The sequence below is a fragment of the Pseudidiomarina indica genome (assembly GCF_900104245.1).
Taxonomy (GTDB): domain Bacteria; phylum Pseudomonadota; class Gammaproteobacteria; order Enterobacterales; family Alteromonadaceae; genus Pseudidiomarina; species Pseudidiomarina indica.
This window is the reverse complement of record NZ_FMXN01000011.1, coordinates 56,957-81,402: the sequence shown is the minus strand read 5'-3', so window position 1 is coordinate 81,402 and position 24,446 is coordinate 56,957. Positions and strand designations below refer to the sequence as shown.

Annotated in this window: 22 protein-coding genes and 5 tRNA genes; 24 read left to right on the top strand and 3 right to left on the bottom strand. The window is 49.6% G+C overall.

Going from position 1 to position 24,446, the window contains the following annotated elements; translation table 11 throughout:
• A partial coding sequence (locus BLP64_RS09110; RefSeq protein ID WP_199286060.1) for a helix-turn-helix domain-containing protein occupies positions 1–188 on the bottom strand: 188 nt, incomplete at its 3' end.
• A 34-nt stretch (positions 189–222) separates the two neighbouring features.
• On the opposite strand from BLP64_RS09110, the gene tnpA reads away from it, so the two are divergent.
• The gene (tnpA, locus tag BLP64_RS09105; RefSeq protein WP_176754961.1) at positions 223–660 is read left to right on the top strand and encodes an IS200/IS605 family transposase; all 438 of its coding nucleotides are present in this window, start codon (positions 223–225) and stop codon (positions 658–660) included.
• Between the two features lie 120 nt (positions 661–780).
• Here the strand turns inward: tnpA and astB are convergent, their stop codons facing one another.
• Positions 781–2,118 (bottom strand): N-succinylarginine dihydrolase, encoded by a 1,338-nt coding sequence (astB, locus tag BLP64_RS09100; RefSeq protein WP_092593747.1) that lies wholly within the window; start codon positions 2,116–2,118, stop codon positions 781–783.
• Between the two features lie 244 nt (positions 2,119–2,362).
• On the opposite strand from astB, the gene topA reads away from it, so the two are divergent.
• From topA to BLP64_RS09045, 11 genes are all read left to right on the top strand, one after another.
• A complete protein-coding gene (gene topA, locus BLP64_RS09095; protein ID WP_092593746.1) occupies positions 2,363–4,990 on the top strand; it encodes a type I DNA topoisomerase in 2,628 nt (875 codons plus the stop codon).
• Positions 4,991–5,101: 111 nt separating this feature from the next.
• Positions 5,102–5,512 carry a hypothetical protein gene (locus BLP64_RS09090; protein WP_092593745.1) on the top strand — a complete coding sequence of 137 codons (411 nt, stop codon included), beginning with the start codon at positions 5,102–5,104 and terminating at the stop codon, positions 5,510–5,512.
• Complete coding sequence (locus tag BLP64_RS09085) at positions 5,509–6,993, top strand: hypothetical protein (protein WP_092593744.1); 1,485 nt, start codon at positions 5,509–5,511, stop codon at positions 6,991–6,993. The genes BLP64_RS09090 and BLP64_RS09085 overlap by 4 nt, the downstream gene beginning before the upstream one ends.
• Positions 6,990–8,102, top strand: coding sequence for a hypothetical protein (locus BLP64_RS09080; RefSeq protein WP_092593743.1), 1,113 nt, complete (start codon positions 6,990–6,992; stop codon positions 8,100–8,102). Before BLP64_RS09085 ends, BLP64_RS09080 begins: the two co-directional genes overlap by 4 nt.
• 26 nt (positions 8,103–8,128) lie before the next feature.
• On the top strand, positions 8,129–8,539 hold the full coding sequence (locus BLP64_RS09075) for a hypothetical protein (protein ID WP_092593742.1): 411 nt from the start codon (positions 8,129–8,131) through the stop codon (positions 8,537–8,539).
• Positions 8,539–9,921, top strand: a complete 1,383-nt coding sequence (locus BLP64_RS09070) for a GspE/PulE family protein (protein WP_092593741.1) — start codon at positions 8,539–8,541, stop codon at positions 9,919–9,921. The genes BLP64_RS09075 and BLP64_RS09070 overlap by 1 nt, the downstream gene beginning before the upstream one ends.
• Positions 9,918–10,946: a type II secretion system F family protein gene (locus tag BLP64_RS09065; RefSeq protein ID WP_092593740.1), complete on the top strand. Its 1,029-nt coding sequence runs from the start codon at positions 9,918–9,920 to the stop codon at positions 10,944–10,946. The genes BLP64_RS09070 and BLP64_RS09065 overlap by 4 nt, the downstream gene beginning before the upstream one ends.
• Positions 10,947–11,001: 55 nt before the next feature.
• On the top strand, positions 11,002–11,442 hold the full coding sequence (locus tag BLP64_RS09060; RefSeq protein ID WP_233340141.1) for a type II secretion system protein: 441 nt from the start codon (positions 11,002–11,004) through the stop codon (positions 11,440–11,442).
• 3 nt (positions 11,443–11,445) lie between these two features.
• Positions 11,446–11,661, top strand: coding sequence for a hypothetical protein (locus tag BLP64_RS09055; protein WP_092593739.1), 216 nt, complete (start codon positions 11,446–11,448; stop codon positions 11,659–11,661).
• A gap of 7 nt (positions 11,662–11,668) precedes the next feature.
• Complete coding sequence (locus BLP64_RS09050; protein ID WP_176754960.1) at positions 11,669–12,379, top strand: hypothetical protein; 711 nt, start codon at positions 11,669–11,671, stop codon at positions 12,377–12,379.
• A complete protein-coding gene (locus tag BLP64_RS09045; protein ID WP_143001088.1) occupies positions 12,330–13,055 on the top strand; it encodes a TadE/TadG family type IV pilus assembly protein in 726 nt (241 codons plus the stop codon). The genes BLP64_RS09050 and BLP64_RS09045 overlap by 50 nt, the downstream gene beginning before the upstream one ends.
• Here the strand turns inward: BLP64_RS09045 and folD are convergent.
• Complete coding sequence (folD, locus tag BLP64_RS09040) at positions 13,052–13,921, bottom strand: bifunctional methylenetetrahydrofolate dehydrogenase/methenyltetrahydrofolate cyclohydrolase FolD (RefSeq protein ID WP_092593736.1); 870 nt, start codon at positions 13,919–13,921, stop codon at positions 13,052–13,054. The genes BLP64_RS09045 and folD overlap by 4 nt on opposite strands.
• Positions 13,922–14,197: 276 nt before the next feature.
• Here folD and BLP64_RS09035 point away from each other — a divergent pair.
• The 12 genes from BLP64_RS09035 to ppiD all read left to right on the top strand — a co-directional run bounded on the left by BLP64_RS09035 (position 14,198) and on the right by ppiD (position 24,444).
• A tRNA-Pro gene (locus BLP64_RS09035) sits at positions 14,198–14,274 on the top strand.
• Positions 14,275–14,291: 17 nt separating this feature from the next.
• Positions 14,292–14,368 (top strand) — tRNA-Arg (locus tag BLP64_RS09030).
• Positions 14,369–14,401: 33 nt separating this feature from the next.
• Positions 14,402–14,477, top strand: a tRNA-His gene (locus BLP64_RS09025).
• A gap of 39 nt (positions 14,478–14,516) precedes the next feature.
• A tRNA-Pro gene (locus tag BLP64_RS09020) sits at positions 14,517–14,593 on the top strand.
• A gap of 94 nt (positions 14,594–14,687) precedes the next feature.
• Entirely contained in the window at positions 14,688–15,815 is a 1,128-nt protein-coding gene (locus BLP64_RS09015) for a GGDEF domain-containing protein (RefSeq protein ID WP_092593735.1), read from the top strand.
• Between the two features lie 156 nt (positions 15,816–15,971).
• Positions 15,972–17,270, top strand: coding sequence for a trigger factor (gene tig, locus BLP64_RS09010; RefSeq protein WP_092593734.1), 1,299 nt, complete (start codon positions 15,972–15,974; stop codon positions 17,268–17,270).
• A 107-nt stretch (positions 17,271–17,377) separates the two neighbouring features.
• On the top strand, positions 17,378–17,995 hold the full coding sequence (gene clpP, locus BLP64_RS09005) for an ATP-dependent Clp endopeptidase proteolytic subunit ClpP (protein WP_092593733.1): 618 nt from the start codon (positions 17,378–17,380) through the stop codon (positions 17,993–17,995).
• A gap of 1 nt (position 17,996) precedes the next feature.
• Positions 17,997–19,283: an ATP-dependent protease ATP-binding subunit ClpX gene (gene clpX, locus BLP64_RS09000; protein ID WP_092593732.1), complete on the top strand. Its 1,287-nt coding sequence runs from the start codon at positions 17,997–17,999 to the stop codon at positions 19,281–19,283.
• 143 nt (positions 19,284–19,426) lie between these two features.
• Positions 19,427–21,763, top strand: a complete 2,337-nt coding sequence (lon, locus tag BLP64_RS08995; protein ID WP_092593731.1) for an endopeptidase La — start codon at positions 19,427–19,429, stop codon at positions 21,761–21,763.
• 328 nt (positions 21,764–22,091) lie between these two features.
• Positions 22,092–22,364: a nucleoid-associated protein HU-beta gene (hupB, locus tag BLP64_RS08990; RefSeq protein ID WP_092593730.1), complete on the top strand. Its 273-nt coding sequence runs from the start codon at positions 22,092–22,094 to the stop codon at positions 22,362–22,364.
• 7 nt (positions 22,365–22,371) lie between these two features.
• Positions 22,372–22,448: transfer RNA gene (locus tag BLP64_RS08985), tRNA-Asp, on the top strand.
• A 106-nt stretch (positions 22,449–22,554) separates the two neighbouring features.
• Entirely contained in the window at positions 22,555–24,444 is a 1,890-nt protein-coding gene (ppiD, locus tag BLP64_RS08980) for a peptidylprolyl isomerase (protein ID WP_092593729.1), read from the top strand.
• Positions 24,445–24,446 lie beyond the last annotated feature (2 nt).

Below are 24,446 nucleotides of genomic sequence, written 5' to 3'. Positions count from 1 at the left end.
GCCAACAGCGGCTTGAGGTCTTTTTTGGCCTTCAATTTCAGGCCGTGACGCTTGTACTGGCTGCTAATGATGTGCAAAGCCTTGTTGTACGCAAAGCGCACAGCACCGAACTGGCGGTTTAAAAATTCCGCCTGCTCAGGTGTGGGATAAATGCGTACTTTCGTGGCCTTTAACATTTCAGCGCTCATTGATATAATTCATTCATTATAGGCTATTAAGGTCATGTTTCAAGTGAGTGTGCATCATAAAGAATTGCTATCAGATTACCTTAGAAAACGTCACAGCGTCACCAAGCTGGTTGTTCATCTGGTCTTTACCACCAAGTACCGACGAAAACTGTTCGATGGCTTTATGATTGAGCAGCTGCGTGAAGCATTTGAGTCTGCTTGCGAGAAACTGGAATGTAACCTGCTGGAAATGGACGGTGAAGAAGATCATGTTCATCTGTTGATGGCCTACCCACCGAAACTGGCGATCAGCGTTATGGTGAACAACCTGAAATCGGTTTCATCTCGCCGGATACGCAGACTCAATACCCACATACCCCGGCAAAGCAAGAGCGCAGCGCTCTGGTCGCGCTCCTATTTTGCCTGTAGCGCAGGTGGTGCAACGATTGAAACGCTGAAAGAATATGTACAAAGTCAGGCCACACCTGACTAGAAACGCTTCGCGTTCCCCGCTTATATCCCCGCCCGATTGGGCGAGGGTTTACGCGGGTTTTGCTAAATGCCTCTTTAGTGATAACAACGGACGCTTCGGCGTCCGTTGTCGTTGTTGGAATTAACGCTGGAATGGATACACGGAACCTAGTTTCAAGATCTGCGTTAATTCATCGAGAGCAGTCCGTGATTCTGATAACAACTGTGGGTCCTGCAAGTCTGCGATACTGAGCTCATCACGATAGTGTTTATCCACCCACTGGTTGAGTCGTGCAAATAGCTCATCGCTCATCATTACCGCCGGATTGACAGCTGCCAATTCGGTGTCATTCAAGGCAACTCGCAGCCGTAAACATGCGGGACCACCCCCATTGCGCATGCTTTGTTTTACATCGAAATAGTGGACCTGCCGAATGGGAGTATCGCGTGTGACTAACTCGGCCAAATAGGCTGAAACGCGAGGATGCTCCTGACACTCGGTGGGTGCAATGATGGCCATGGTGCCATCCTGTAAGGTAATTAGTTGGGTGTTAAAGAGGTAAGTTTGTACCGCCTCTTCCACAGTGACTTCTGAGCTACTGACTTCAATGAAATGGATTGGATCGTCGCCAAACTTCCGCTGAATTTCCGCGAACTTGCTTTCTTTATCTAAAAACGCATCCTCGTGATAGAAGAACACATTTTGGTTCCCTACCGCAATCACATCATTATGGAATACCCCTTGGTCAATGACTGCCGGGTTTTGCTGAATGAAGACCGTGTTTTCATCACTGAGCCCATGCAACCGCGCGATTGCTTGGGAGGCTTCTAGGGTCTGCCGCGCTGGATAACGTTGCGGTGCAGGGATGTTAGGGTTAAAAGCAGACCGACCATAAGTGAAAATTTCGACCCCAGCATGACCGTAATTCCGGCATAGACGGGTATGGTTAGCTGCGCCTTCATCACCAAAGTGTTCATTATCAGGCAGATGCAGGTGATGCTCGAAATAACGAGAATTATTAAACATGGCCTGTAGAATGCGTCCACTGGTTTGTGGTTCAAGCGAACGATGAAACTTATTGGTGAGGTTCGCGGGGGTAAAGTGAACTTTCCCATCGACGGTATCGGCTCCGGGCGAAACCGTGGCTGCATTGGCGGTCCACATACTGGAAGCCGAACAGACCGCATGATAGATTGCGGGCGCTTGTTGAGCTGCTTGGGTGAGCACTTCTGCGTCAGAACCACTGAAGCCTAAGCGTCGTAACGTGGTGACATCGGGGCGTTCTTGCGGGGCCAATACTCCTTGCACCATGCCCATATCGTGCAACGCTTTCATCTTAGCAAGCCCTTGTTTCGCCGCCGCTTTTGGGTTGGACGTAGATTTGGCATTGCTTAGGGACGCGACATTACCATAGGATAATCCGGCGTAGTTATGAGTGGGCCCAACCAGGCCATCGAAATTCACTTCGTAGTGATGCATGCTCAAATAAACCTCCATTGCAGTTGCAAGCGCTGAATTGTCGGCTATTATACCCGCAACTTGGTTCTGGTGTAAGGGTACAATGCCTTGATTTTATTGGGCTACCGCCATTCCACCCGTAATTTGCATAGAAATGAGCTGAAAATGTATTTTTATGAATTTGGCTTGGGGTGGTTGTGCTCACACGTCAGAACAGATATATCTAAAAAAGAAACCCACTAAATATGGTGTAAAAGAGAATCGCATGGCTAAAGCGCTCGTCATTGTCGAGTCACCGGCAAAAGCAAAGACAATCAATAAATATTTAGGAAACGATTTCATTGTGAAGTCGAGTGTGGGGCACGTGCGTGATTTGCCCACCCGAACCACTGAAGCTGTTAAAGCAAAACCGCCAGCAGAAGTGCGGAAAATGACGCCGGAGCAAAAAGAAGCCTATCGGCAAGAGCGCGAGTATAAAAAACTTATCGCGCGGATGGGAATCGATCCTGAGCATGGGTGGGAAGCTCATTACGAGATTTTGCCAGGCAAAGAGAAAGTGGTGGCCGAATTAAAAAAACTGGCGGCCAAAGCAGATGCTATTTACCTCGCAACGGACTTGGACCGCGAAGGGGAGGCCATTGCGTGGCACTTACGTGAAATCATTGGCGGTGATGACAGTCGCTTCCAACGCGTTGTGTTCAACGAAATTACCGAAAAAGCCATTCAAGAGGCGTTTGCCAATCCTGCTGCCTTGAATATTGACCGCGTGAACGCGCAGCAAACACGCCGCTTCCTTGACCGCGTGGTCGGCTTTATGGTGTCGCCCCTGTTGTGGAAAAAAATCGCCCGTGGGCTGTCTGCAGGCCGCGTGCAATCGGTTGCGGTACGATTGGTGGTCGAGCGGGAACGGGAAATTAAAGCCTTTGTGCCCGAAGAATATTGGGAAATTTTTACGGAACTCCTGATTGGCGATAAAGATTCATTGCGGATGCAAGTACAAAAGTACTTAGGCAACACTTTCAAAGCGCCGGATCAGCAAGCTGCGGAGCGTGCTGTGGCTGCGTTGCAAGCCGCTCAGTATCAGGTGGTGGAGCGTGAAGATAAGCCAACCAGCAGCCGTCCTTCCGCCCCTTTTATTACCTCAACGCTCCAGCAAGCGGCGAGTACGCGATTGGGCTTTGGGGTGAAAAAGACCATGATGCTCGCGCAACGTTTGTATGAAGCGGGGTATATCACTTATATGCGTACTGACTCCACTAACTTGAGTCAGGAAGCGGTGGCAAGCTGCCGCCAGTATATCCAGCAGCACTATGGCAATGATTACTTGCCGGCGAAGCCCAATGTGTATGGGGCTAAGCAAAATGCTCAAGAGGCGCACGAAGCCATTCGTCCGTCCAACGTTGCGGTGAAATCTGAAAGCTTGCGGGATATGGAGCGCGATGCGCAGCGTTTATATGAGTTGATTTGGCGACAGTTCGTTGCCTGTCAAATGACGCCTGCCCAGTATGATGCGACCACGATTACGGTGCAGGCAGGTGACTATGAACTGAAAGCGCGCGGGCGGGTATTACGTTTCGCGGGCTGGACCAAAGTGCAGCCACCAGCAGGCTCGAAAAATAATGATGATACGGTGTTACCGGATGTGAAGCGTGGCGAAATCCTGACGCTGCAGCAGGTTGAGCCGCAACAAAACTTCACCAAGCCGCCGGCACGTTACAGTGAGGCGTCGTTGGTTAAAGAATTAGAAAAACGAGGGATTGGTCGACCGTCTACGTACGCGTCAATTATTTCCACGATTCAAGAACGAGGCTATGTCCGAGTCGAAAACCGTCGTTTTTATGCAGAGAAAATGGGCGAGATTGTGAATGACCGCTTGGTCGATAACTTCCCGCGCTTGTTGAACTACAACTTCACTGCCGAGATGGAACAAGCGCTTGACGATATCGCCGAAGGCAATCGTGATTGGAAAGCCATGCTGGACCGCTTCTATGAAGAGTTTATTGCCAAACTGAAGCAAGCGGAGCAAGCGCCTGAAGCGGGTGGAATGCGGCCGAACCAGATGGTACTGACCGATATTGCTTGCCCTACATGTTCACGTCCGATGGGAATTCGGACAGCATCAACCGGCGTGTTTTTAGGTTGCTCAGGGTACGAGTTGCCCGCCAAAGAACGCTGCACCCAAACCATGAATTTGCTACCTGGTGAAGAAGCAGTGCGCGTGGATAACGATGAAGATGCTGAAATTATGGCGTTGCGGGCTAAAAAACGATGCGACAAATGTGGCACCGCCATGGATAGCTATCTGCTCGATCAAGAGCGGAAACTCCATGTGTGTGGGAATAACCCAAGCTGCGATGGCTACTTGATTGAGCTGGGTGAGTTCCGGATTAAAGGCTACGACGGTCCGGTGCTGGATTGTGACCGTTGCGGCCACGACATGCAGCTTAAAACTGGGCGCTTTGGGAAGTACTTTGACTGTACCAATGCGGAGTGTAAAAACACGCGCAAGTTGTTGAAGAATGGTCAACCAGCGCCACCCAAAGAAGACCCCGTCCATTTACCAGAGTTACCATGCGAGGATTCGGATGCCTATTTTGTGCTTCGTGATGGAGCATCGGGAATTTTCTTATCAGCGAACACCTTCCCGCGCTCACGCGAAACACGAGCCGTGAAAGTGGTGGAGCTACAACGCTTTAAAGATCGCTTACCCGCGAAGTTCCATTATCTTGCGGAAGCGCCAAGCCATGATGCGCAAGGCAATGAAGCGGTGGTTCGTTACAGCCGTAAAAACAAAGAGCAATACGTGATGACGGAAGTTAACGGTAAGGCGACCGGCTGGCAAGCACTGTACAAAAATGGTCAATGGGAAGAGCACGAAACTAAAAAGCGTTAGCAATTTGCTGAGCGGAATATCCGTCTAAACGTTCTTGTTTGCATCCAGTTGTTCAACTAGATTGAATAGGCTCCACAAAGGATTGTGGCAGCATGTAAACAAGGAGGTTACATGGTTTATAAATCAACATGGAATGGATTCCAGCAGTACGTCGTCACAGGCAGCTTAGCGCTGAGCTGCTTGTGGTCGCCGTCAACCTTTGCGGTCTCGGTTTGTCCAGTCTATCAATTCAGTAACCCCAACCATTCAACCGCTCCGCGCATGGCGAGCGTGACCCTTAAACTGCGTGATGATCTCTTGCAACCGCAGTTAGAGCAATTTCTGCAGAAACATTTCTCAGTCACCCGTATTGATTGGCGGGTTTCTTCTCATTTTAAGTGGCCGACGGACTATACCCTCACGGCTCCCAATGCAACGGATGTGTTGGAACAAATTTTAGCTCCTTATTCGTTGGCGGTGACCTTCTTTCCTAATCATGTTGCGGTTGTGAGCTATCGCCAAACTCGACAGGTGCAGTCATGAAACATTGGATGTTAGGAATGGTGAGTGTGGTGTTACTGCATGGTTGCAGTACTTCAGACACCGCCTTGCAACAGGATTTTCAGCAAGCTCAGCAGCGCCTCGCGTTATTGCAAACGCCGCATACTGAAACGGGCGCTGTGCGCTATGACACCGAGTTATATGTGCCACCACTGGCGCCCGCAGTGGCTGACTTACCGAGTTGGAGTGCACAATCGGTACAAGTGACAGCACAAGGGCTGCGGGCGGATAGCTTGCTGCAACAAGTGTTAGCACCGCATGGTGTGCGGGCTAGTTTCTTGCAGCCCGCGTTAGCAGAACAAGCAATCCATCTGAGTTTTACGGGCTCATTGGCGGAGTTATTACAGCAAATTGCGCAACGACAGCGCTGGCACTTGGAGTGGCACAATGATCGGCTATTGGTGTACGAATTTGAAATGGCTGAATTTGATGTTGCTTTTATTGCAGGCAATACGCGTTATTTGATGGGCAGCAGAGAACAAGAACAACAGCAAGCTGGAATGTTTAACGAGCAATTAATGGCGGGGGCCGGAACGCCACAGCGCAGTGATCAATACCTCAGTTTTAGCCATGACCATTTGTCGGTTTGGGACGATTTAGAGCACGCGTTGCAATTGTTACTATCACCGGCGGGACGCTTAACGGTGAATCAAAGCTCGGCATCGGTGTTGGTGCGAGATTATCCTGATCATGTGGCGCAGGTGCGACGCTATTTAGCCCAGCAAAATGAACGCTTAACCCGCCAGGTGGCCATTGATGTTCAAATCTTGGAAGTCACCTTTAATGATAGCCAGCAGTTTGCCATTGATTGGGATGCCGTATTACGGACCGCTGGAGGTGAAGGCATTCTTGGGATTCATTCGGCTCAGTTCACTACTGGAGGTGGCAGCCAACTCATTTGGCAACAGCAGCAAGGTCGCGCACAAGGTTCGCAAGTGTTGCTGGATGCGCTGGCAGAGCAGGGGCTTGTCGAAGTCAGCAATCAACCACGTATTGTCAGTTTAAATAACCAAATTGCGCGGATTGTTTTGGAAGATAACGCGACCTATTTGGCAGCTGCTGGCTCTGCTGCAACTGCCAACGTCGGGCGCGCTGATATGTTGCAGCCGGGCGTGGTAACAACCGGGTTTGAATTATATGTGTTGCCGAGTATTCAAGGCGATGAGGTGATTTTGCAGTTGTCGACTGAGTTGTCCGACTTGGAACGAATTGATGAAGTTCGCTCGGGAACGCAAATGATTCAAACACCTCATACCAACCGTAAAAAGTTTTTTATGAAGGCCCTCGTTGAGCATCAACAAACCCTCTTGCTCAGTGGTTTAAAAAATGAACGTCGGGCACAGTCGCGGCAAACCAGTTGGCTCAGCCTGATGTTAGGTGGGCGCGAGCATACGCAGCAACGTCATAGCGAAACCATCGTGCTATTAACGCCATATATTATTCGGCGAGGAGGCGCTGTATGAGTCACGTCAATATCCATGGCTGGCGATATCACTCCACGCGCCGTCGAGATATTCAGCAGCAGTTGAAAACGGCGCGACAACACGGCTTCCAGCATTATCGAGTGCAGCGTTACGGGCAAAGTTATTGGTTGTATTGTACGGCGGAAGCAAGTGTTGATGTGGTGGCCGAAGCCCGTAGCCAAGTGGATTTACCGGCAGCATTGGTCGTGCATTGGCTGCCACCCTGGCTATACGCTGTGGCTTGGCGTGATGAACAATTATTGGGAGTGCTGCGATTACCCGCGGATCAAGGGGGTGAAGCAAGCTTATGGCAAGTTAGCCAACGTTGGCTCGCCCCCACAGCGAACGCTTGCCAGTTGGTGCTGGTGGGCTCTGACACCGTCACCGCTTTAACGCTACCTGAAACCACTGCACCACCCATTTCTCATCCAGCCATTGATTGGCAAACGCCCACCCGCACCAATCAGACCGTGTCGATTCGGCGCAGTCTTCCTTGGCTACGGCGGTGGCAAGTGAGTGCGGTGAGTATCGCGGGGGTAGTGTTACTCGTGGCTCTGCTGAGTGGAACTCTCTTGAAACAGCCAGTGCCAGAGCCGATTCTTGCGCCCCCACCGCCTCTGACAACGGCCCCCGATGAGATCCTGCCGCAACTTGCTCCAGCGGAAGTGGCACAGCGCGCCGGTTTGTTGCAACAGGTGAGCTACCTTGCCGGTTGGCGAGTACAACGCTGGCAACTCACGCCAACCGTGGAACGGTTATGGGTCATGCCAAGTTATGGGACGCCAGCAGAATTGCTGTTGCAGCTGCCTGACGCGGCGCACTGGCATTGGGAAGAACAAGAACGCATCTTGAGCCGCTCCTTACCTAGGTTGGACGCGGTTGCTGTTGAGACAATATTGGAAGAGCAGAGTTCGTTAGATGAGGCTGGGTTTAAGGTGACGACAACGGCGACTGGGATGGTGCTTGCCAAATCAGAGTTTCAGCCAGGCCAAAACCAGCTGTTACCCGTATTCGCTTGGTTACAGACGCAGCCTCACTTACGCGTGACCCAAGTGACAGCGGAACAACAAGGCTTACATTGGCATCTGAAGGTCGAATTAACTGCCTAATTAAAATGCACAACGGAGGTGCATCCATGATGACAATCATGACGACGTGCTTAGTGATGAGCATGGGGAGTGTGCAGGCAACGGAAGCAACGCTTGCACAACTGCGAACCAGTGAATTGCAAGAACGTTTAGCCCAAACGGAGGCGAAACGCTTGCAGTTGGAATTGCAGATGGCACAAGCACGCCATGCCATGCAACAACTGCGGCCAACGCCTACCTTAACTCAAATTGAGCAAGAGTTGGCGGCAACCGAACTGGTGAGTGTGGTGACGGATGCGACGGGGAGCGTGGTGGTGCTGCGGTATCGGGATGAACTGATTCGCCTCCGTGCCGAGCAGTTGGGTGCCTATGATTTATTCGCTGAGGTGCATCCAGACAAGGTGCGACTGAAGCGGTTAGGGTATTTTCGCGATCTACCGATGACGGAGCTGTGGTAATGATTACTGAATTAAACGATGAGCAGCTCTTAGCGTACCGACTTCATCCGGACATGTTAGCAGCCTGCATTGAGGTTACTGAGCAACTTAACCAAACCGATGGCGCCGTTTTTATCAGTGATGATGGGCGACTCGTGGCAAGTTTGAATGCTTGGCAACAACATTTAATTGAGGTGCAGAATCTAGCGGCGTTAGCGCAACTGCAGGGGGTGCGAATCCAACAATGGTGTAGTGCGAGCGCACGTACCATTCGCAGCCGTTTGCACGACGCCAATGCGCCGAGCTCCACAGGGTATGAATTTGATCCTTATCAACTGGACCATACACAAGCTCAACAAGCCCTGGAAGATTTAGTGCAGCAAGCGTTGCTGTTGCAGGCTTCGGACATTCATCTATTGTTTCAACCACACCATGCTGAGCTGGCATTTCGGGTGCATGGACAGCTAATTGGGCGCTCTAATCGTAATCGAGAAACCATGGCTGGTGCTATTGCCGCGGCCCTTAACACTCGCTCCGATGATTTTCGAGAACTCTTCGATGAGCAACGCTTGTCCAGTGCCAGTATTGCTTTGGCTGTGCCTCATAACGGACGCTTGCAGCGCTTACGGTTGCGAGTACAAAAGTCACCTACGCGCAGTGGGTTTGCGGTGACGATACGGCTGCAATTGGAACAAGAACCGCCGCAGCTAGCCGCATTGGGGTTTCCTCAAGAGGTGTTGGAACAGCTGCAACGGTTATTGGTGAAGCTCAGTGGTTTATTTATTGTTGTGGGGGCGACAGGACAAGGGAAAACAACCACCTTGGCAGCATTGAACAGTCAAATTCCAGCAACGGCCAAAGTGATTTCATTGGAAGATCCGATCGAGATTATTCAGCCAAGAATTGAGCAAAAGCCAGTGATCGCCGACCATCCAGAATTGAATTTTGCCAATATGGTCAAAGTGGCGTTACGCGAAGACCCTGATGTGTTATCGATTAGTGAAATTCGCGATCAGGCGACAGCGCAAGCAGCCTATACCGCGGCGTTAACCGGTCATTTTGTCACCGCCACTGTGCATGCGCATGACACCTTTGGTGCTCTCTATCGGCTGCTTGATCTTGGTCTGACTTCGGGGGCCTTAGCGCAAACCGGAGTGGTTGTAGGAATTTTGGCACAACGGTTAGTTGCTCAAGCGTGCCGGCAGTGCCCCGCTGATGCCTCGCAGTGCACTCATTGCCATGGCAGTGGAGTGAGTGGTCGTCAGTTGGCGGTCGAGCTATTGATGATCGATGAAGAGCTCCGCTGTGCGCTACGTGCTGGAGAGCTCGATAGTTATCGTCAGCGACTCGCCGAACAAGGAAAGTTATCGTTTCACACGGAAACTGTGGAGTTTGCACGATGACCATGACCCGTGCACGACAGCTGGCTTTCTTAGAGGATTTTGCGCTAGGGCTCAGTGACGGATTGAGCCCGCTCCAATGTTGCCATGAGCTTTATGTCAATGCGCAACAGTTGGGGTTAAAACAGGAAATGCAGGTGGCCCAACATTTAATCCAGCAATTAAATCATGGCCGTGCTTTAGGGCCCTCATTACGACCTTGGTTTGCTGCCGATCTGGTCATGCTGATTGCGGTGGGGGAGCATAGTGGCATTTTAGAACAGCTGTTGCAGCGTCATCGACAATTTGAAATAGAACGGCAAGCGGCTTGGCGAGCCTTTTGGAAACCGCTGATTTATCCGTTGGTGATGGTGGCGCTGGCGTTTCTCGCAAGCCTCGCGATTGGTCGTACCGTGATTCCTAAACTGGCACAAGCGTTGCCACCCAGTGATTGGCCAAGTTTAAGTTACTGGCTATGGGTGTTGACGCATAGCTTATGGTTGCCGGTGCTGTTTTTATCCGTCGCAGGGATGTTGGTCTGGGTGTGGGGGCCGCCGGGATTAATTCGGTTAAATTGGGCGTGGTGTGACTGGCTGCTTAAACGTGGAGCCTTTATGGTGCAGCGTAACTTTCATGCGGTGGTCCTGTTACAAACTGTCACGGTGCTATTAGCGGCGGGAACCAACTTAGATCGTGCACTGGCTGCGATTCAACGTGATGGCAGTCGTGAACTTCATGTTCATTTGGCGTTAATGCGGCGGCGGTTAGCCGAAGGAGAGCGGCGTCTTGAGCGGGTTTTTGCGAGTGGATTATTAGCCCCACGGATGTTGTTTCGGCTAGGGAATGGTCGTCGCAATGCAACAGAGCATGGCACCTTACAGCGGGTGGCTGGTTATGCTGCGCAGGATGCGTTGCAAGCATTACTGCGGGTTCGGACAAGCTTACAGGCATTCTGCTATAGCCTGGTGTTTGGACTATTGATGTTAGTGTTCGGTGGAATGGGCAGTATGTTAATGGCAGTCACACAGCAGAGCACAGGTTTCGCATAAACCTGAACTACTGAGCCGTGTGATTCACAATTTAATGATTCAAGGAGATAGAATCATGCAACAAAGCAAAGGATTTACCTTTATTGAAGTTTTAACGGTGTTATCAATCATCGCGTTAGCCACGATTGGCACTCTCGCGTTGCGTGATTGGGCGGTGGGAAACTCGCGCGTGAGTGAAGCGAAGTCGCAGATTGTTACGATTCAGTCGGGTGCGCAAATTTGGCGTCCTCGAACCGGTGATTTAACTGGGATCAGTATGGCGGCCATGTCCAGCATTGCAGCAATTCCTGAAAATTGGGGAGCGGGTACCAAAATTAACCCTTGGGGCGGTGATATGACGATTGCAGTGGATGGCAGCGATCAGTCGGTCTATGTGATTACTGTCACTGGAATTGAGCAAGCCGCTGAGGGGGCTCGTTTGGCACGGGATTTCACCGAGTACGCCTTGAGCTCGAGCTTCTCTGGTCGGACGCTGACGTTGCGATTCCAGGGGTAAACCATGCCCTATCGTCAACGAGGAAGTCTCATTATTGAACTAGTGTTAGGAGTTTTCGTGATTGGCGTGGGGGTGTTAGCACTGTTGGGAGCTTCGCAACGCTGGCTACAATTCAGTGTTGCAGCATCCCCCTCGGAGGTTGAACAGCGCGCTGCAATTGAACGGCAGCGATTGCAGTTACAACTGGTGCGTTATGGCCAGTTTACACGGCAACAGTGAGGATTGGATGCGACAACACGGAATGATTTTAGTGGATGTCATCACCGCTACGGTATTACTTGGTGCGCTGCTGTTGGTGTTGCAGCAAGTACAAACGGTTCAGCAGCAGCAACAAACTCGTCAACAATGGGTGATGGATGCGGAATGGTTACGACACGCAGCTACTCTCTATTGGGCGGAATACGGTGAAGCGCCAACGAGTATGACTACTTTAATGGGGGATGCAGCGACCAATTTGACCCGTCCATGGCAACAGGAATGGCAGTTGCAGCTGGCAGAGCATTGGTTGGAATTGCAAGTGTCACCGCCCACGATTGCTCAAGCACAGTGGTTGGCGAGCCAACTTGCCGGCGCGTTAGTCCGCGATCATACCGTGGTGATTCCTATTTGGAAGCCATTGCTCGCTGAGCTCGATGAGCGTTATTTGCATCGTATAGAGCAGCCTGATTCCCCTTATCTAAACCAAATGGCCACTGATTTGGATATGCAGGAACAACAAGTGAATGATGTGGGGGAACTCAGTGCAGAGACGTTAGAAGCACAGCACTTTAAAGGGAAGACCCTGACCAGTGAGCAGTTGCAAACTTTGGTTTTGACCACAAATGTGCTTTATGCCACCGATGTTGTGACGCCCTATTACAGTTTATCTGAGCTTAAACGAGAGATGGATGAATATCGTCAGTTGTGGCGCCAGTGCGAATTACAGGGTAGATGCTAATCGCTCGTCCGAACGTGGCGCAGTGCTTCTCGAAGCACTATTCATTTTGCCTTTAGTTGTTTGGCTGGCGCTGGCGGCGCTGCAAATTGTATGGTTATTTTGGGCCCAGCAAATGCTTGCTAATACCAGCCATTATGTTCTGCGGGCAGGCCAGCTTCATCATGGCGATGTGAAAGTGATGCAACGGGTGCTTGCGACCGGCATGGCGGGCACTCAATTACAGACGACTGGAAGGGCTGAGGTTTCGCCGGATACGATGCGTCAAGATGTCTGGCAAGCCACCGCGCAGGCATTGCTGCATGGTCAGTTAGCGGCCCGAGTGCAAGTGTTGACACCAACCGCACAACAAGTGCAGCAGTATCGCGAACGGCGCTATGATTTGCGGAGCCAACAATGGGTGACAGAAATTCCTGTCGATCACACTCGGGTGCGGTTGGCTGAAGTGCGCGATTCAGAGGCTTGGTTGGCGGCACGCCAACTGCAGTTAGAAATTTGGTGGTGCTTGCCATTGGAGGTGCCTTGGGTGGGCCGTGTATTGCAGCAAGCTCAGCGCTGGAATGGGCAAGCAGCCCACCAGTTTTGTCAATTACGTGAGGGGCTGATCGGCAAGCCCTTGTGGCCACTACGGGTGCAGCGACAAGGGCCAATGCTGTCAGGTTATCGAGCTAATCATTAGACTGTCTTCAGAGGTGCATGCCAGGTATTACACGCTTGGAGCGTGTTTTGCATGAGCGTTGCTACCGTCATAGGGCCGACACCGCCGGGCACTGGCGTGATATAGGACGCACGCTCAACGGCTACGTCAAATTCAACGTCACCGACTAATTTGCCAGAGGGGAGGCGATTAATTCCAACATCGATCACCACGGCTCCTGGTCGAATCCATTCTCCCGGGATGAAATGTGGACGACCGACCGCCACCACTAATATCTCGGCCCGTTCGACATGGGTGCGCAAGTCGTGAGTGAAACGGTGACAGACCGTGGTGGTTGCACCAGCAAGGAGTAATTCTAGACTCATCGGGCGACCGACAATGTTCGATGCGCCAACCACCACCGCATTCATACCATGCAAATCTAAACCAATGCTTTCGAGTAAGGTAATCACCCCTCGTGGCGTGCAGGGACGTAGGGCAGGGTTACGTTGCGCAAGACGGCCCATGTTGAATGGGTGGAAACCATCCACGTCTTTAAATGGATTAATGCGTTCTAAAATTGTTTGTGCATCAAGGCCTGCGGGCAATGGCAGTTGCACTAAAATTCCATCGACGTCTGGAGCCTTGTTGAGCTCATCAATTAATGCTTCTAGTTCAGCTTGGGTCGTGGTTTCTGGCAAATCATAGGCCATGGAAACAATGCCCACTTCATTACAAGCATTCCGCTTACTGCCAACATACACTGCTGACGCGGGATCGGTCCCCACCATGATGACTGCTAAGCCGGGTGCCCGAGCACCAGCAGCGAGGCGTAGCGCCACACCTTCTTTTACTTCATCACGAACTTGTTGAGCGACTTGTTTGCCATTTATATATTGCGCAGTCATTGCCAGGAGCACCTTTATCCGGTTGGTTAGGGTAAGAACAGGTTAAGGGCTCCTATTTTCGCACGTTTTTTGCTAAGGTTGTAGAGCCTAACTGAAAAGGTTATCTTCTTGTTTTTTAAAATAAGCGAATAAATAACCGTCACTCTGTTGGTATTTTCATCACTCGGGCGTTTTCAACAAAAAAGTGTTTGACGCCTAGCGGTCCAGCAGGTAATATTCGCCCCCGTTGTCAGGCTGCGTCCTGAACGGGATTAAAGAATGTTTTTAGAAGTACGGCGGCGAGTAGCGCAGCTTGGTAGCGCACTTGTTTTGGGTACAAGGGGTCGCTGGTTCGAATCCAGTCTCGCCGACCATTTCTAACATGCGAATTGCGCCCGTAGCTCAGCTGGATAGAGCAACGGCCTTCTAAGCCGTCGGTCGCAGGTTCGAATCCTGCCGGGTGCGCCAGTTCGCCCTGGTAACAACAATGAATTTTTAGTGGTGGCTGTAGCTCAGTTGGTAGAGCCCCGGATTGTGATTCCGGTTGTCGTGGGTTCGAGTCCCATCAGCCACCCCATTTCATGAACACTTCGGTTTATTTCCAAAAAATTGATGTCGGCGAGTAGCGCAGCTTGGTAGCGCACTTGTTTTGGGTACAAGGGGTCGCTGGTTCGAATCCAGTCTCGCCGACCATTCCTCTCTTCACCGCTCGTTGCTTCACATTGATAAGGTTTAGGCTATAATTTAATCACGGTAGCGTAAAACAAATCAAAAGAGCACGCGAAGAATGCCAGGTATGCCATGGGAGCCTTCCCTTCCAACAAGCAAATTAGGCGATGACGCCGATTTTGGCCTGCTGATTTCTGCGATCAGCACGAAGCTTATTAATTCTCCGCTCGCACAATCTCACCACCATATCGAAGAAGCCTTAGCCTTATTAGGGCGCGGTGACCGTAAAGATCGTTGTTATGTATTCCGCTTTAGTGATGATTACCACACCATGAGTAATACCTATGAATGGACCAATGAGGGCATTCAAGGGCATCAGCATGAATTACAAAATATCCCGACCCGACGAATGGCTTATTTTTATGAAACCATTCGCGATCAAGGCTTGTTTGTGGTGAACAACGTGCATGAGCTTGGCAGTGAGGCGGGTGAGTTTCGGTCCGAGTTGGTGCGTGAACAGATCGGTTCCATGATGGCGGTAGGAATGTATTTAGAACAACGCCTCGTCGGTTTTGTCGGCTGTGATTTGGTCAATCGGTATACGGAATGGACGGATTGGGATATCCGTCAGTTGCGATTGGTGGCTGATATGATCGTCAATACCATTGCACGACATGAAGCAGAACAACGCTTGCGTTTGACCGAACAAAAATTGCTGGAAGCGAACGCAAAGTTGGCCCAGCTGGCGCGTGAAGATGGGCTGACTGGGTTGGTTAATCGTCGCGGTCTTGATGAAGCACTCGACTTTGAATTGCGGCGCGCCATTCGCGGTCAACAACAGTTAGCCCTGCTGATGGTGGATGTGGATTTCTTTAAAGGCATCAATGATCACTATGGGCATGTGTATGGCGATGAGGTACTCACGGCTGTCGCTGCCATTTTACAGACTCACTTTAAACGTTCCGGTGAGGTGGTCGCCCGCTTTGGTGGGGATGAGTTTTTGGTTGTGTGCCCGCAAGCAATTCCCTCCGAGTTGGTTGAGCAAGCAGAAAAAGTCAGACTTCAGGTGCAGCAGCTAAAACTGCATGACACCTTATCTGTCAGTGTGAGTATGGGGTTGTATGTCACCATCCCAGCCCCCGGCACTACTCGGGATAGCTTGTTGCGGCAAGTCGACGCAGCTGCTTATCAAGCCAAACAGAATGGACGAAACCGACTGGAAATTGCGCCCCTACATATCAAATAAATGCTGGCTGCTAGCAAGCCCTAACTCAAGCCGCCTCAAAAATACACAATGTTACTCGACGTGGGCAATTGCCTTCGTTATAATGCGTCGTCATTTTTTGAAGGGTCCCGTAACACAGTGGGCTCAGGCCAATAGTGAAGCCGAGGTAACAAAGCAATGCAGGTTTCTGTCGAGACAACCCAAGGATTAGAGCGTCGCGCCACCATCGTCGTGCCAGCGGACGTTATTGATAATGAAGTAAAACGTCTACTCAAAGACGAGTATCGCAACCGTCGAATTAACGGTTTCCGTAAAGGCAAAGTGCCACCGAATGTTTTACAGAAGTTGTTTGGTAAAGAGGCACGTGCACGTGCAGCATCGAACCTGATGCAAAGCAAATACTTCGAAGCCATGATGCAGGAAAAAATCAATCCAGTAGGAATGCCTGCGATTGAGCCAAAAGTGAATGAAGAAGGGAAAGACTTCGAATTCGTTGCGACCTTTGAAGTTTATCCAGAAGTGACGGTGACTGCGTTAGATAAAATCAACGTGGAAAAGCCGGACGTTGCAGTGACAGACAAAGATGTTGATAACATGCTGGTAACACTGCAAAAACAACATTCAACCTGGAAAGAAATTAAGCGTAAATCGAAAAAAGGTGAGCGCATCACAATCGACTTTACCGGTTCAATTGACGGTGAAGAGTTTGATGGCGGAAAAGCCACAGACTTTGCCCTTGAATTAGGCGAAGGCCGAATGATCCCAGGGTTTGAAGACCAAATTATTGGAATGAAAACTGGCGAAGAAAAGACGATTACGGTCACCTTCCCAGAAGATTACCACGCTGAAAATTTGAAAGGTAAAGAAGCGCAGTTTGCGATTGTTGCCAAGAAAGTTGAAGAGCGCGAATTGCCTGAGTTGAACGATGAGTTCGTTGCTTTATTTGGAATCAAAGAAGGCGGCGTTGAGGCATTAAAAGCTGAAGTTCGTAAGAATATGGAACGTGAGCTGAAGAATGCGGTTCAAGGCAAAGTAAAAGAGCAAGTATTGAAAGGCTTAGTGGAAACCAACGAAGTTGAGTTGCCAAAAGCGATGATTGACCAAGAAATCGATGTGTTACGTCGTCAAGCGATGCAACGTTTCGGTGGTAATCAAGGTCAGTTCCCACAATTGCCAGCAGAGTTGTTTGAAGAACAAGCGAAAGAGCGGGTAAAAGTGGGCTTATTGCTAGGCGAAGTCATTCGTGCCAATGAGTTGGTCGTGGATGAGAAAAAAGTTGACGAGATTATTGAAACCACTGCATCAGCGTATGAAGATCCAGCTGAAGTGATCGCTTATTACAAAGGTAATGAGGACATGATGCAGCAAATTCGTAATGTCGCGCTGGAAGAGCAAGCAATTGAGTTCATTCTTAGCCAAGCAAACGTTAAAGCGAAGAAGAGCAGCTTTGACGAGTTGATGAACCCAAAACAGTAAGCCGTAGCATTTCCTGTCAACGGATCGTTGACGGAAGGAGCGACAACTTGGTTTAATGGCTCGTATAGGGTTTATACGAGCCATTTTTATTTTCAGGAGTTGTGACTATGTCGGATAAGGCGCTAGAAACTATGGCCCATTTGGTGCCCATGGTAGTGGAACAAACAGCAAAGGGAGAGCGCTCGTACGATATCTACTCGCGCTTGCTTAAAGAGCGCGTTATTTTCTGCTGCGGACAAGTAGAAGATCATATGGCCAACTTAATTGTGGCCCAATTGCTATTTCTTGAGTCAGAGAACCCAGACAAAGACATTTATCTTTATATCAACTCGCCAGGCGGCTCGGTGACAGCGGGAATGGCGATTTATGATACCATGCGCTTTGTGAAGCCTGACGTCAGTACTGTCTGTATGGGGCAAGCAGCAAGTATGGGAGCTTTTTTACTTGCTGGTGGCGCACAAGGGAAGCGGTTCTGTTTACCCAACGCTCGCGTGATGATTCACCAACCGCTCGGTGGCTTCCAAGGGCAAGCGTCTGATTTCGAGATCCACGCACGCCAAATTTTAGATATCAAAGATAAATTAAACCGTATTTTGGCGGAGAATACGGGCAAAGATTTAAAACAAGTCGCTGCCGACACTGACCGTGACTATTTTATGTCTGCTGAAGAAGCAGTGAGCTACGGCATTGTTGACAGTGTATTGACCCAACGGGGCGGAGAATAGAATGACGGATAAAACTGAAGGTCAGGGAACCAATCCATTATTCTGCACCTTCTGCGGTAAAAGTCAGCATGAAGTTCGCAAGTTAATTGCCGGACCCTCGGTATTTATTTGTGACGAATGCGTCGAGCTGTGTAACGATATTCTGGAAGAAGAAGTTCAAGCAGTCGATACCCAAGTTGAAGCAAAACCTTTGCCAACGCCTCACGAGATTCGCAATCACCTGGATGAATATGTGATTGGGCAAGAGTTCGCTAAAAAAGTGTTAGCAGTGGCGGTTTATAACCACTACAAACGCTTAGCGAACAATGAGCAGAAGCATCCTGATGGCGAAGCAGTGGAACTGGGTAAAAGTAATATTTTGCTGATTGGCCCGACAGGAAGCGGAAAAACTTACTTAGCGGAAACCCTTGCACGATTTCTTGATGTGCCGTTTACCATGGCGGATGCAACCACGTTAACCGAAGCGGGTTATGTGGGGGAAGATGTTGAAAATATCATCCAAAAGCTCTTGCAGAAGTGTGACTACGATGTGGAAAAGGCAGAACGGGGCATTGTCTATATTGATGAAATAGACAAAATCTCACGTAAGTCGGATAACCCATCCATCACCCGTGATGTATCCGGTGAAGGGGTGCAACAGGCATTACTTAAGCTGATTGAAGGAACCATTGCCGCAGTACCACCGCAAGGTGGCCGTAAGCATCCGCAGCAAGAGTTTTTGCAGGTTGATACGTCAAAGATCTTGTTTATTGCCGGCGGCGCGTTTGCAGGCCTCGACAAGGTCATTGAACAACGTATCAGCGTTGGCAGCGGAATTGGCTTTGGTGCCGAGGTGAAAAGCAAAAAGCCACAAGCTGAAGGTGAATTATTGGCAAAAGTTGAGCCAGAAGACTTAGTAAAGTTTGGCTTGATTCCAGAATTCATTGGTCGCTTACCGGTGGTTGCGACATTGACCGAGCTGGACGAAGATGCTTTGGTTCAGATTCTGCGTGAACCTAAAAACGCATTGACCAAGCAGTATGGTGCTTTGTTCAACATGGAAGGCGTGGAGCTGGAGTTCCGGGAAGATGCCTTGCGTGCAATTGCGCGTAAAGCCATGAAGCGGAAAACTGGGGCGCGGGGATTACGTTCAATTGTTGAGAACGTGCTACTCGACACCATGTACGATTTACCCAGCGCGACTAACGTCAGCAAAGTGGTGATTGATGAATCAGTGATTCGTGGCGAATCAGCGCCCATCATGATTTATGCAAATCAGGGCAATGAGAAGCACGCAGCCGGTGAATAAACGCCCCATTTAGGTGTAAAAATATGCAAAAAGGGCCAATTAGGCCCTTTTTTTGTGCAAACCATTGAAGTTTTGCTGGAGCGCCACATATTAAGAGTTAAGATAGACCGACAATGGTCCGAACCGGGTACTTGGAGAAGTTTATGAGTGAAGAGCGAATTGAGCGGTTGAGCATTCCAGTATTGCCATTACGCGATGTGGTCGTGTATCCGCACATGGTCATTCCATTATTTGTTGGGCGCGAGAAATCGATTCGCTGCCTAGAAGCTGCCATGGCACAAGACAAACAGATCTTTTTGACAGCGCAGCAAGACGCATCCATTGATGAACCGAGCCAGGAAGATATTCATACCATTGGCACGGTGGCGAGCATTTTGCAGTTGCTGAAACTACCAGACGGTACGGTTAAAGTCTTGGTTGAAGGCATGCAACGCGCCGAAATTGAGAAGTTCGAAGAGGAAGATGAGTTTTATCGTGCTCAGGTTCATTACCTTGAATCTGAGCGGATGGATGAGAAAGAAGAAGAAGTCATGATTCGCTCTGCCATCAATCAGTTTGAAGGGTACGTCAAACTGAACAAAAAGATTCCTCCAGAAGTACTCACCAGTCTTTCGGGAATTGAAGAGGCGGACCGTTTAGCCGACACCATGGCTGCTCATATGCCGCTCAAGGTGCGTGACAAACAGCGGGTGCTTGAAGTCACCGATGTGCGCGAGCGTCTTGAATTCATCATGGCATTGATGGAAGGCGAAATTGACCTGTTGCAAGTGGAGAAGCGAATTCGCTCACGGGTCAAAAAACAAATGGAAAAGAGCCAGCGTGAGTACTATTTGAATGAGCAAATGAAAGCCATTCAGAAAGAACTGGGCGAAATGGAAGATGGACCGGATGAGTTTGAAGCGCTGCAGCAAAAAATTGTTGATGCGCAAATGCCTGCTGAGGCGGAAAAGAAAACCCGTGCTGAGCTACAAAAATTAAAAATGATGTCACCGATGTCTGCTGAAGCGACGGTGGTACGTGGCTATATTGATTGGATGGTCTCGGTGCCGTGGAAAAAACGCTCCCGCATCAAAAAGGATCTGGCGAATGCTGAGAAAATTCTAGATGCCGACCATTACGGTTTAGAAAAGGTGAAAGAGCGGATCCTTGAGTATTTAGCGGTGCAACAGCGTACCAATAAAGTCCGCGGAGCTATTTTATGTTTAGTGGGTCCGCCCGGTGTGGGGAAAACCTCATTGGGGCAATCCATTGCCAAAGCGACCGGACGTAAATACGTGCGGATGGCATTGGGTGGGGTTCGTGATGAAGCAGAAATTCGCGGACACCGTCGTACCTATATTGGCTCCATGCCTGGCAAGCTGATTCAAAAAATGGCCAAAACAGGAGTTCGTAACCCATTATTCTTGCTAGATGAAATTGATAAAATGGCATCCGATATGCGCGGTGATCCCGCTGCGGCGTTGTTGGAAGTATTGGATCCAGAGCAAAACGTGGCCTTTAACGACCATTATTTAGAAGTCGATTATGACTTATCTGATGTGATGTTCGTGGCAACCTCAAATAGCATGAATATTCCCGGTCCCTTATTGGATCGGATGGAAGTGATTCGCTTGTCTGGGTACACCGAAGACGAGAAGCTAAATATCGCCAAGCGACACCTGCTACCTAAGCAAATTGAACGGAATGGTTTGAATAATAAAGAAATCACTGTGACTGATGATGCGATTATTGGCATTATTCGCTTCTACACACGAGAAGCTGGAGTGCGTAACTTAGAGCGTGAAATTTCGCGTTTGTGTCGCAAAGCAGTCAAACAGATCGTGCTGGATAAGAGCATTAAACACGTTGAAATTAATGGTGATAACTTGGCAGATTTCTTGGGCGTCCAGCGGTTTGACTTTGGTCGCGCAGAAGAAAATAACCAAGTGGGCCAAGTGACGGGCCTCGCATGGACTGAGGTTGGTGGAGACTTGCTTACCATCGAAGCCACAAATGTGGCAGGTAAAGGGAAAATCACTTCAACGGGTTCGTTGGGTGACGTGATGCAAGAATCGATTCAAACGGCACTCACCGTGGTTCGTAGTCGTGCTCAAAAGTTGGGAATTGCAGAAGATTTCCACGAGAAACGCGATTTACATATTCACGTACCTGAAGGCGCGACCCCGAAAGATGGCCCCAGTGCAGGGATCGCGATGGTCACTGCAATGGTCAGTTCGTTAACAGGGGTTCCAGTGCGCGCCGATGTAGCCATGACCGGTGAAATCACTCTTCGGGGTGAAGTGCTTGCGATTGGTGGGTTGAAAGAAAAACTCTTGGCAGCCCATCGTGGCGGCATCAAGAAGGTGTTGATTCCAACCGAGAATGAGCGTGATTTAAAAGAAATCAGTGCGAATGTGATCGGCGATTTGGAAATTATTCCAGTGCAGTGGATTGATGACGTGCTAGCGGTGGCGTTAGAGAAAAACCTGACGGCTGGTTAAAAAAAGAGCTGCTGAATGAAGGAATGCGGGTTTGCAAGGTAAAAAATGCCTGCAACCCGCATTCTTTCGTTAAAAAAATTGCTAAAAAGGGTTCTCAATCCGAAATCTTGTGGTAGCCTAGGGGACAAAGTGATTGTCCAGACTCAAACACATAGTGACTCTGGTTTGCCACTTTAGCGATGGATTATTAAGGAAGTTGTCTGCTAATCTGTCGCTACGGCTTGAACACTTGGTTTAAGCTTGTTATAACCTTCGCTGGCCCATTGATATAAGCAGAATGCAATGGAACCATGCAAATCTGATAATAACAATCTAAGGGGATGATACTGTGAATAAGTCTCAGTTAGTTGATAAAATTGCAGACGGAGCAGAAATTTCAAAAGCTGCGGCTGGACGTGCTCTAGACTCTTTCATCGAAGCAGTGACCGAAGCTCTAAAGAAAGGTGACCAAGTGGCATTGGTTGGTTTTGGAACTTTCAGTGTTCGCGAGCGTGCTGCGCGTACTGGCCGCAACCCACAAACCGGTCAAACCATTCAAATCGCTGCAGCGAAAGTTCCTTCTTTCAAAGCAGGCAAAGCGCTTAAAGACGCGGTAAATTAATGACAGCGGAGCGGTAGTTCAGTTGGTTAGAATACCGGCCTGTCACGCCGGGGGTCGCGGGTTCGAGCCCCGTCCGCTCCGCCAACTCATGTTTAAAAATAACCCGAAGCGAGTCTTCGGGTTATTTTTTTCCTGCAATTGCGGATATAATACCCAACCAACCGTGGGCACAATTGAGGTTTATTGAAATATGTTGGAAAAGATTCGAGAAGGAGCGAATAGCAAGGTTTTTAAAGGAGTGCTGATATTTATCGCCTTATCGTTTGCGCTAACCGGCGTGGGCGGTTATATCACCAGTCAACCTGAACCTGCTATTGCTGAGGTCAATGGCCAAGATATCACTCGCATCGAGTTTGATCGAGCGGTGGATAGTGAGCGCGCTCGCCAACAGCAACAACTCGGTGACTTTTATGCATCGCTAGCCACAGACCCTGCGTTCAATCAACAGTTACGCCAGCGTGTCTTGGATGATTTGATCAACGCAAAACTGATCGAAATGTATGCGAATGATTTGGGGTTACGAGTATCTGACGCACAAGTGATTGATGCAATTCGAAATATCAGTGCTTTCCAAGTCGCGGGGCAATTTGATAATACCACCTACCAGATGACACTTCGTGGGCTCGGTTACACGCCGGATAGTTTTGCTGAAACGATGCGCAGTGATTTAGCTCGTTCGCAGTTGATCCAGTCGTTGATTCGCTCGGAGTTTGCACTGCCCAATGAAGCGGCAGCAATGCAACGATTATTGAATCAAAAACGTTCGGGTGCCTATCGTATTATTGAACTCGATGATTATTTGGCGGCGGTGGAAGTCACCGACGAACAGATCCAACAATGGTATCAACTGAATCAGCAGCGGTTTAACGTTGCCGAGCAAGTGAAGGTTGAGTTTGTCGCCCTCGATGCAGATGCACTAGCCGATAGTATCGAAATTGATGAAACGGCCGTTCAGGAATGGTTCGAACAAAACAAAGAACGTTATGAAACGTCCGATCAATATCGTTTTGCCCACATTCTTATCGATGCTGAGCGTGAAGATGCTGAAGCCCGTGCTCAGGAAGTATTGGCACAATTAACTGATGGTGCTGATTTTGCCGCAGTTGCAGCCGAGTACTCGGATGATATTTTCACATCCGATAATGGCGGTGATCTTGACTTCATCGAGCCAGGCATCATGGACCCAGCATTTGATGACGCTGCCTTTGCGTTGCAAGAAGTAGGGGATATGACTGGCGTGGTTGCCACATCTTTTGGTTACCACATCATTCAATTGACGGATATCGAGCGTGGCCAAGCAGCCAATTACGACGAAGTTCGTGAGGAAATTGTCGCGCAGATGCGTCAAGACCGCCTGCGTCAGGCTTATTATGAGTTACAGCAAAAAGTGTCGACGCTTGCCTTTGATGTGCCAGACACCCTACAACCAGTGGCTGATGAAACCGATGTCTTGGTTCGCACCAGCGATTGGTTTAGCCGCGATAATGCACCGACGGCATTAAATCATCCGGCCGTGTTTGAGCAGTTGTTTAATCGTGACTTTATTGATGAAGGATTAAACAGTGATTTAATCGAAGTCAATGATAAGCAAGCTGTGGTGGTCCGTGTGGTAGACTATCAGCCAGCATATGTTCGTCCATTGGAAGAAGTGCGCGCTGAGGTGTTAAATGAAGTACGGACTGAGCAAGCACAGTTGGCGGCACGAATTGATGCAGAAGCTATTGCTGAACAATTGCGTCAGGGCGAGGCTACAACTCAGGAAATGTTGACGATTGAGAGCATTGAGCGTCGCGATATGACCTTACCTCCTGCCGTGGTGCAAAGCTTGTTTGCACAAGCGGTTCCAGCCGAAAATAGCGTCCAAGTGGCGGTGACTGAATTGGCGCAAGGGGCGATTGCGGTGGTGCAATTAACAGCCGTTGAGCCGGGTGAAGTGGATGAAAGTATTCAAAGTCAGTTGGTTGATCAGCTGTTGATTAGCTATACCAACCAAGGTTACGGTACTTTCTTGCAGGCACTGCGTGACCAAGCGGATATTAAAATTCGCATTAACACCCGCAGTGGTGCGGTCGAAGAATAACG

Bases quoted from the DNA above. Each gene is read 5' to 3' on its own strand.
- topA (WP_092593746.1), top strand. From the start codon at position 2,363: ATGGCTAAAGCGCTCGTCATTGTCGAGTCACCGGCAAAAGCAAAGACA.
- BLP64_RS09065 (WP_092593740.1), top strand. From the start codon at position 9,918: ATGACCATGACCCGTGCACGACAGCTGGCTTTCTTAGAGGATTTTGCG.
- BLP64_RS09060 (WP_233340141.1), top strand. From the start codon at position 11,002: ATGCAACAAAGCAAAGGATTTACCTTTATTGAAGTTTTAACGGTGTTA.
- clpP (WP_092593733.1), top strand. From the start codon at position 17,378: ATGTCGGATAAGGCGCTAGAAACTATGGCCCATTTGGTGCCCATGGTA.
- astB (WP_092593747.1), bottom strand. From the start codon at position 2,118: ATGCATCACTACGAAGTGAATTTCGATGGCCTGGTTGGGCCCACTCAT.
- BLP64_RS09075 (WP_092593742.1), top strand. From the start codon at position 8,129: ATGATGACAATCATGACGACGTGCTTAGTGATGAGCATGGGGAGTGTG.
- BLP64_RS09055 (WP_092593739.1), top strand. From the start codon at position 11,446: ATGCCCTATCGTCAACGAGGAAGTCTCATTATTGAACTAGTGTTAGGA.
- tnpA (WP_176754961.1), top strand. From the start codon at position 223: ATGTTTCAAGTGAGTGTGCATCATAAAGAATTGCTATCAGATTACCTT.
- BLP64_RS09090 (WP_092593745.1), top strand. From the start codon at position 5,102: ATGGTTTATAAATCAACATGGAATGGATTCCAGCAGTACGTCGTCACA.
- BLP64_RS09045 (WP_143001088.1), top strand. From the start codon at position 12,330: ATGAATATCGTCAGTTGTGGCGCCAGTGCGAATTACAGGGTAGATGCT.
- lon (WP_092593731.1), top strand. From the start codon at position 19,427: ATGAGTGAAGAGCGAATTGAGCGGTTGAGCATTCCAGTATTGCCATTA.
- BLP64_RS09085 (WP_092593744.1), top strand. From the start codon at position 5,509: ATGAAACATTGGATGTTAGGAATGGTGAGTGTGGTGTTACTGCATGGT.
- folD (WP_092593736.1), bottom strand. From the start codon at position 13,921: ATGACTGCGCAATATATAAATGGCAAACAAGTCGCTCAACAAGTTCGT.
- BLP64_RS09015 (WP_092593735.1), top strand. From the start codon at position 14,688: ATGCCAGGTATGCCATGGGAGCCTTCCCTTCCAACAAGCAAATTAGGC.
- tig (WP_092593734.1), top strand. From the start codon at position 15,972: ATGCAGGTTTCTGTCGAGACAACCCAAGGATTAGAGCGTCGCGCCACC.
- BLP64_RS09050 (WP_176754960.1), top strand. From the start codon at position 11,669: ATGCGACAACACGGAATGATTTTAGTGGATGTCATCACCGCTACGGTA.
- ppiD (WP_092593729.1), top strand. From the start codon at position 22,555: ATGTTGGAAAAGATTCGAGAAGGAGCGAATAGCAAGGTTTTTAAAGGA.
- clpX (WP_092593732.1), top strand. From the start codon at position 17,997: ATGACGGATAAAACTGAAGGTCAGGGAACCAATCCATTATTCTGCACC.
- BLP64_RS09070 (WP_092593741.1), top strand. From the start codon at position 8,539: ATGATTACTGAATTAAACGATGAGCAGCTCTTAGCGTACCGACTTCAT.
- BLP64_RS09080 (WP_092593743.1), top strand. From the start codon at position 6,990: ATGAGTCACGTCAATATCCATGGCTGGCGATATCACTCCACGCGCCGT.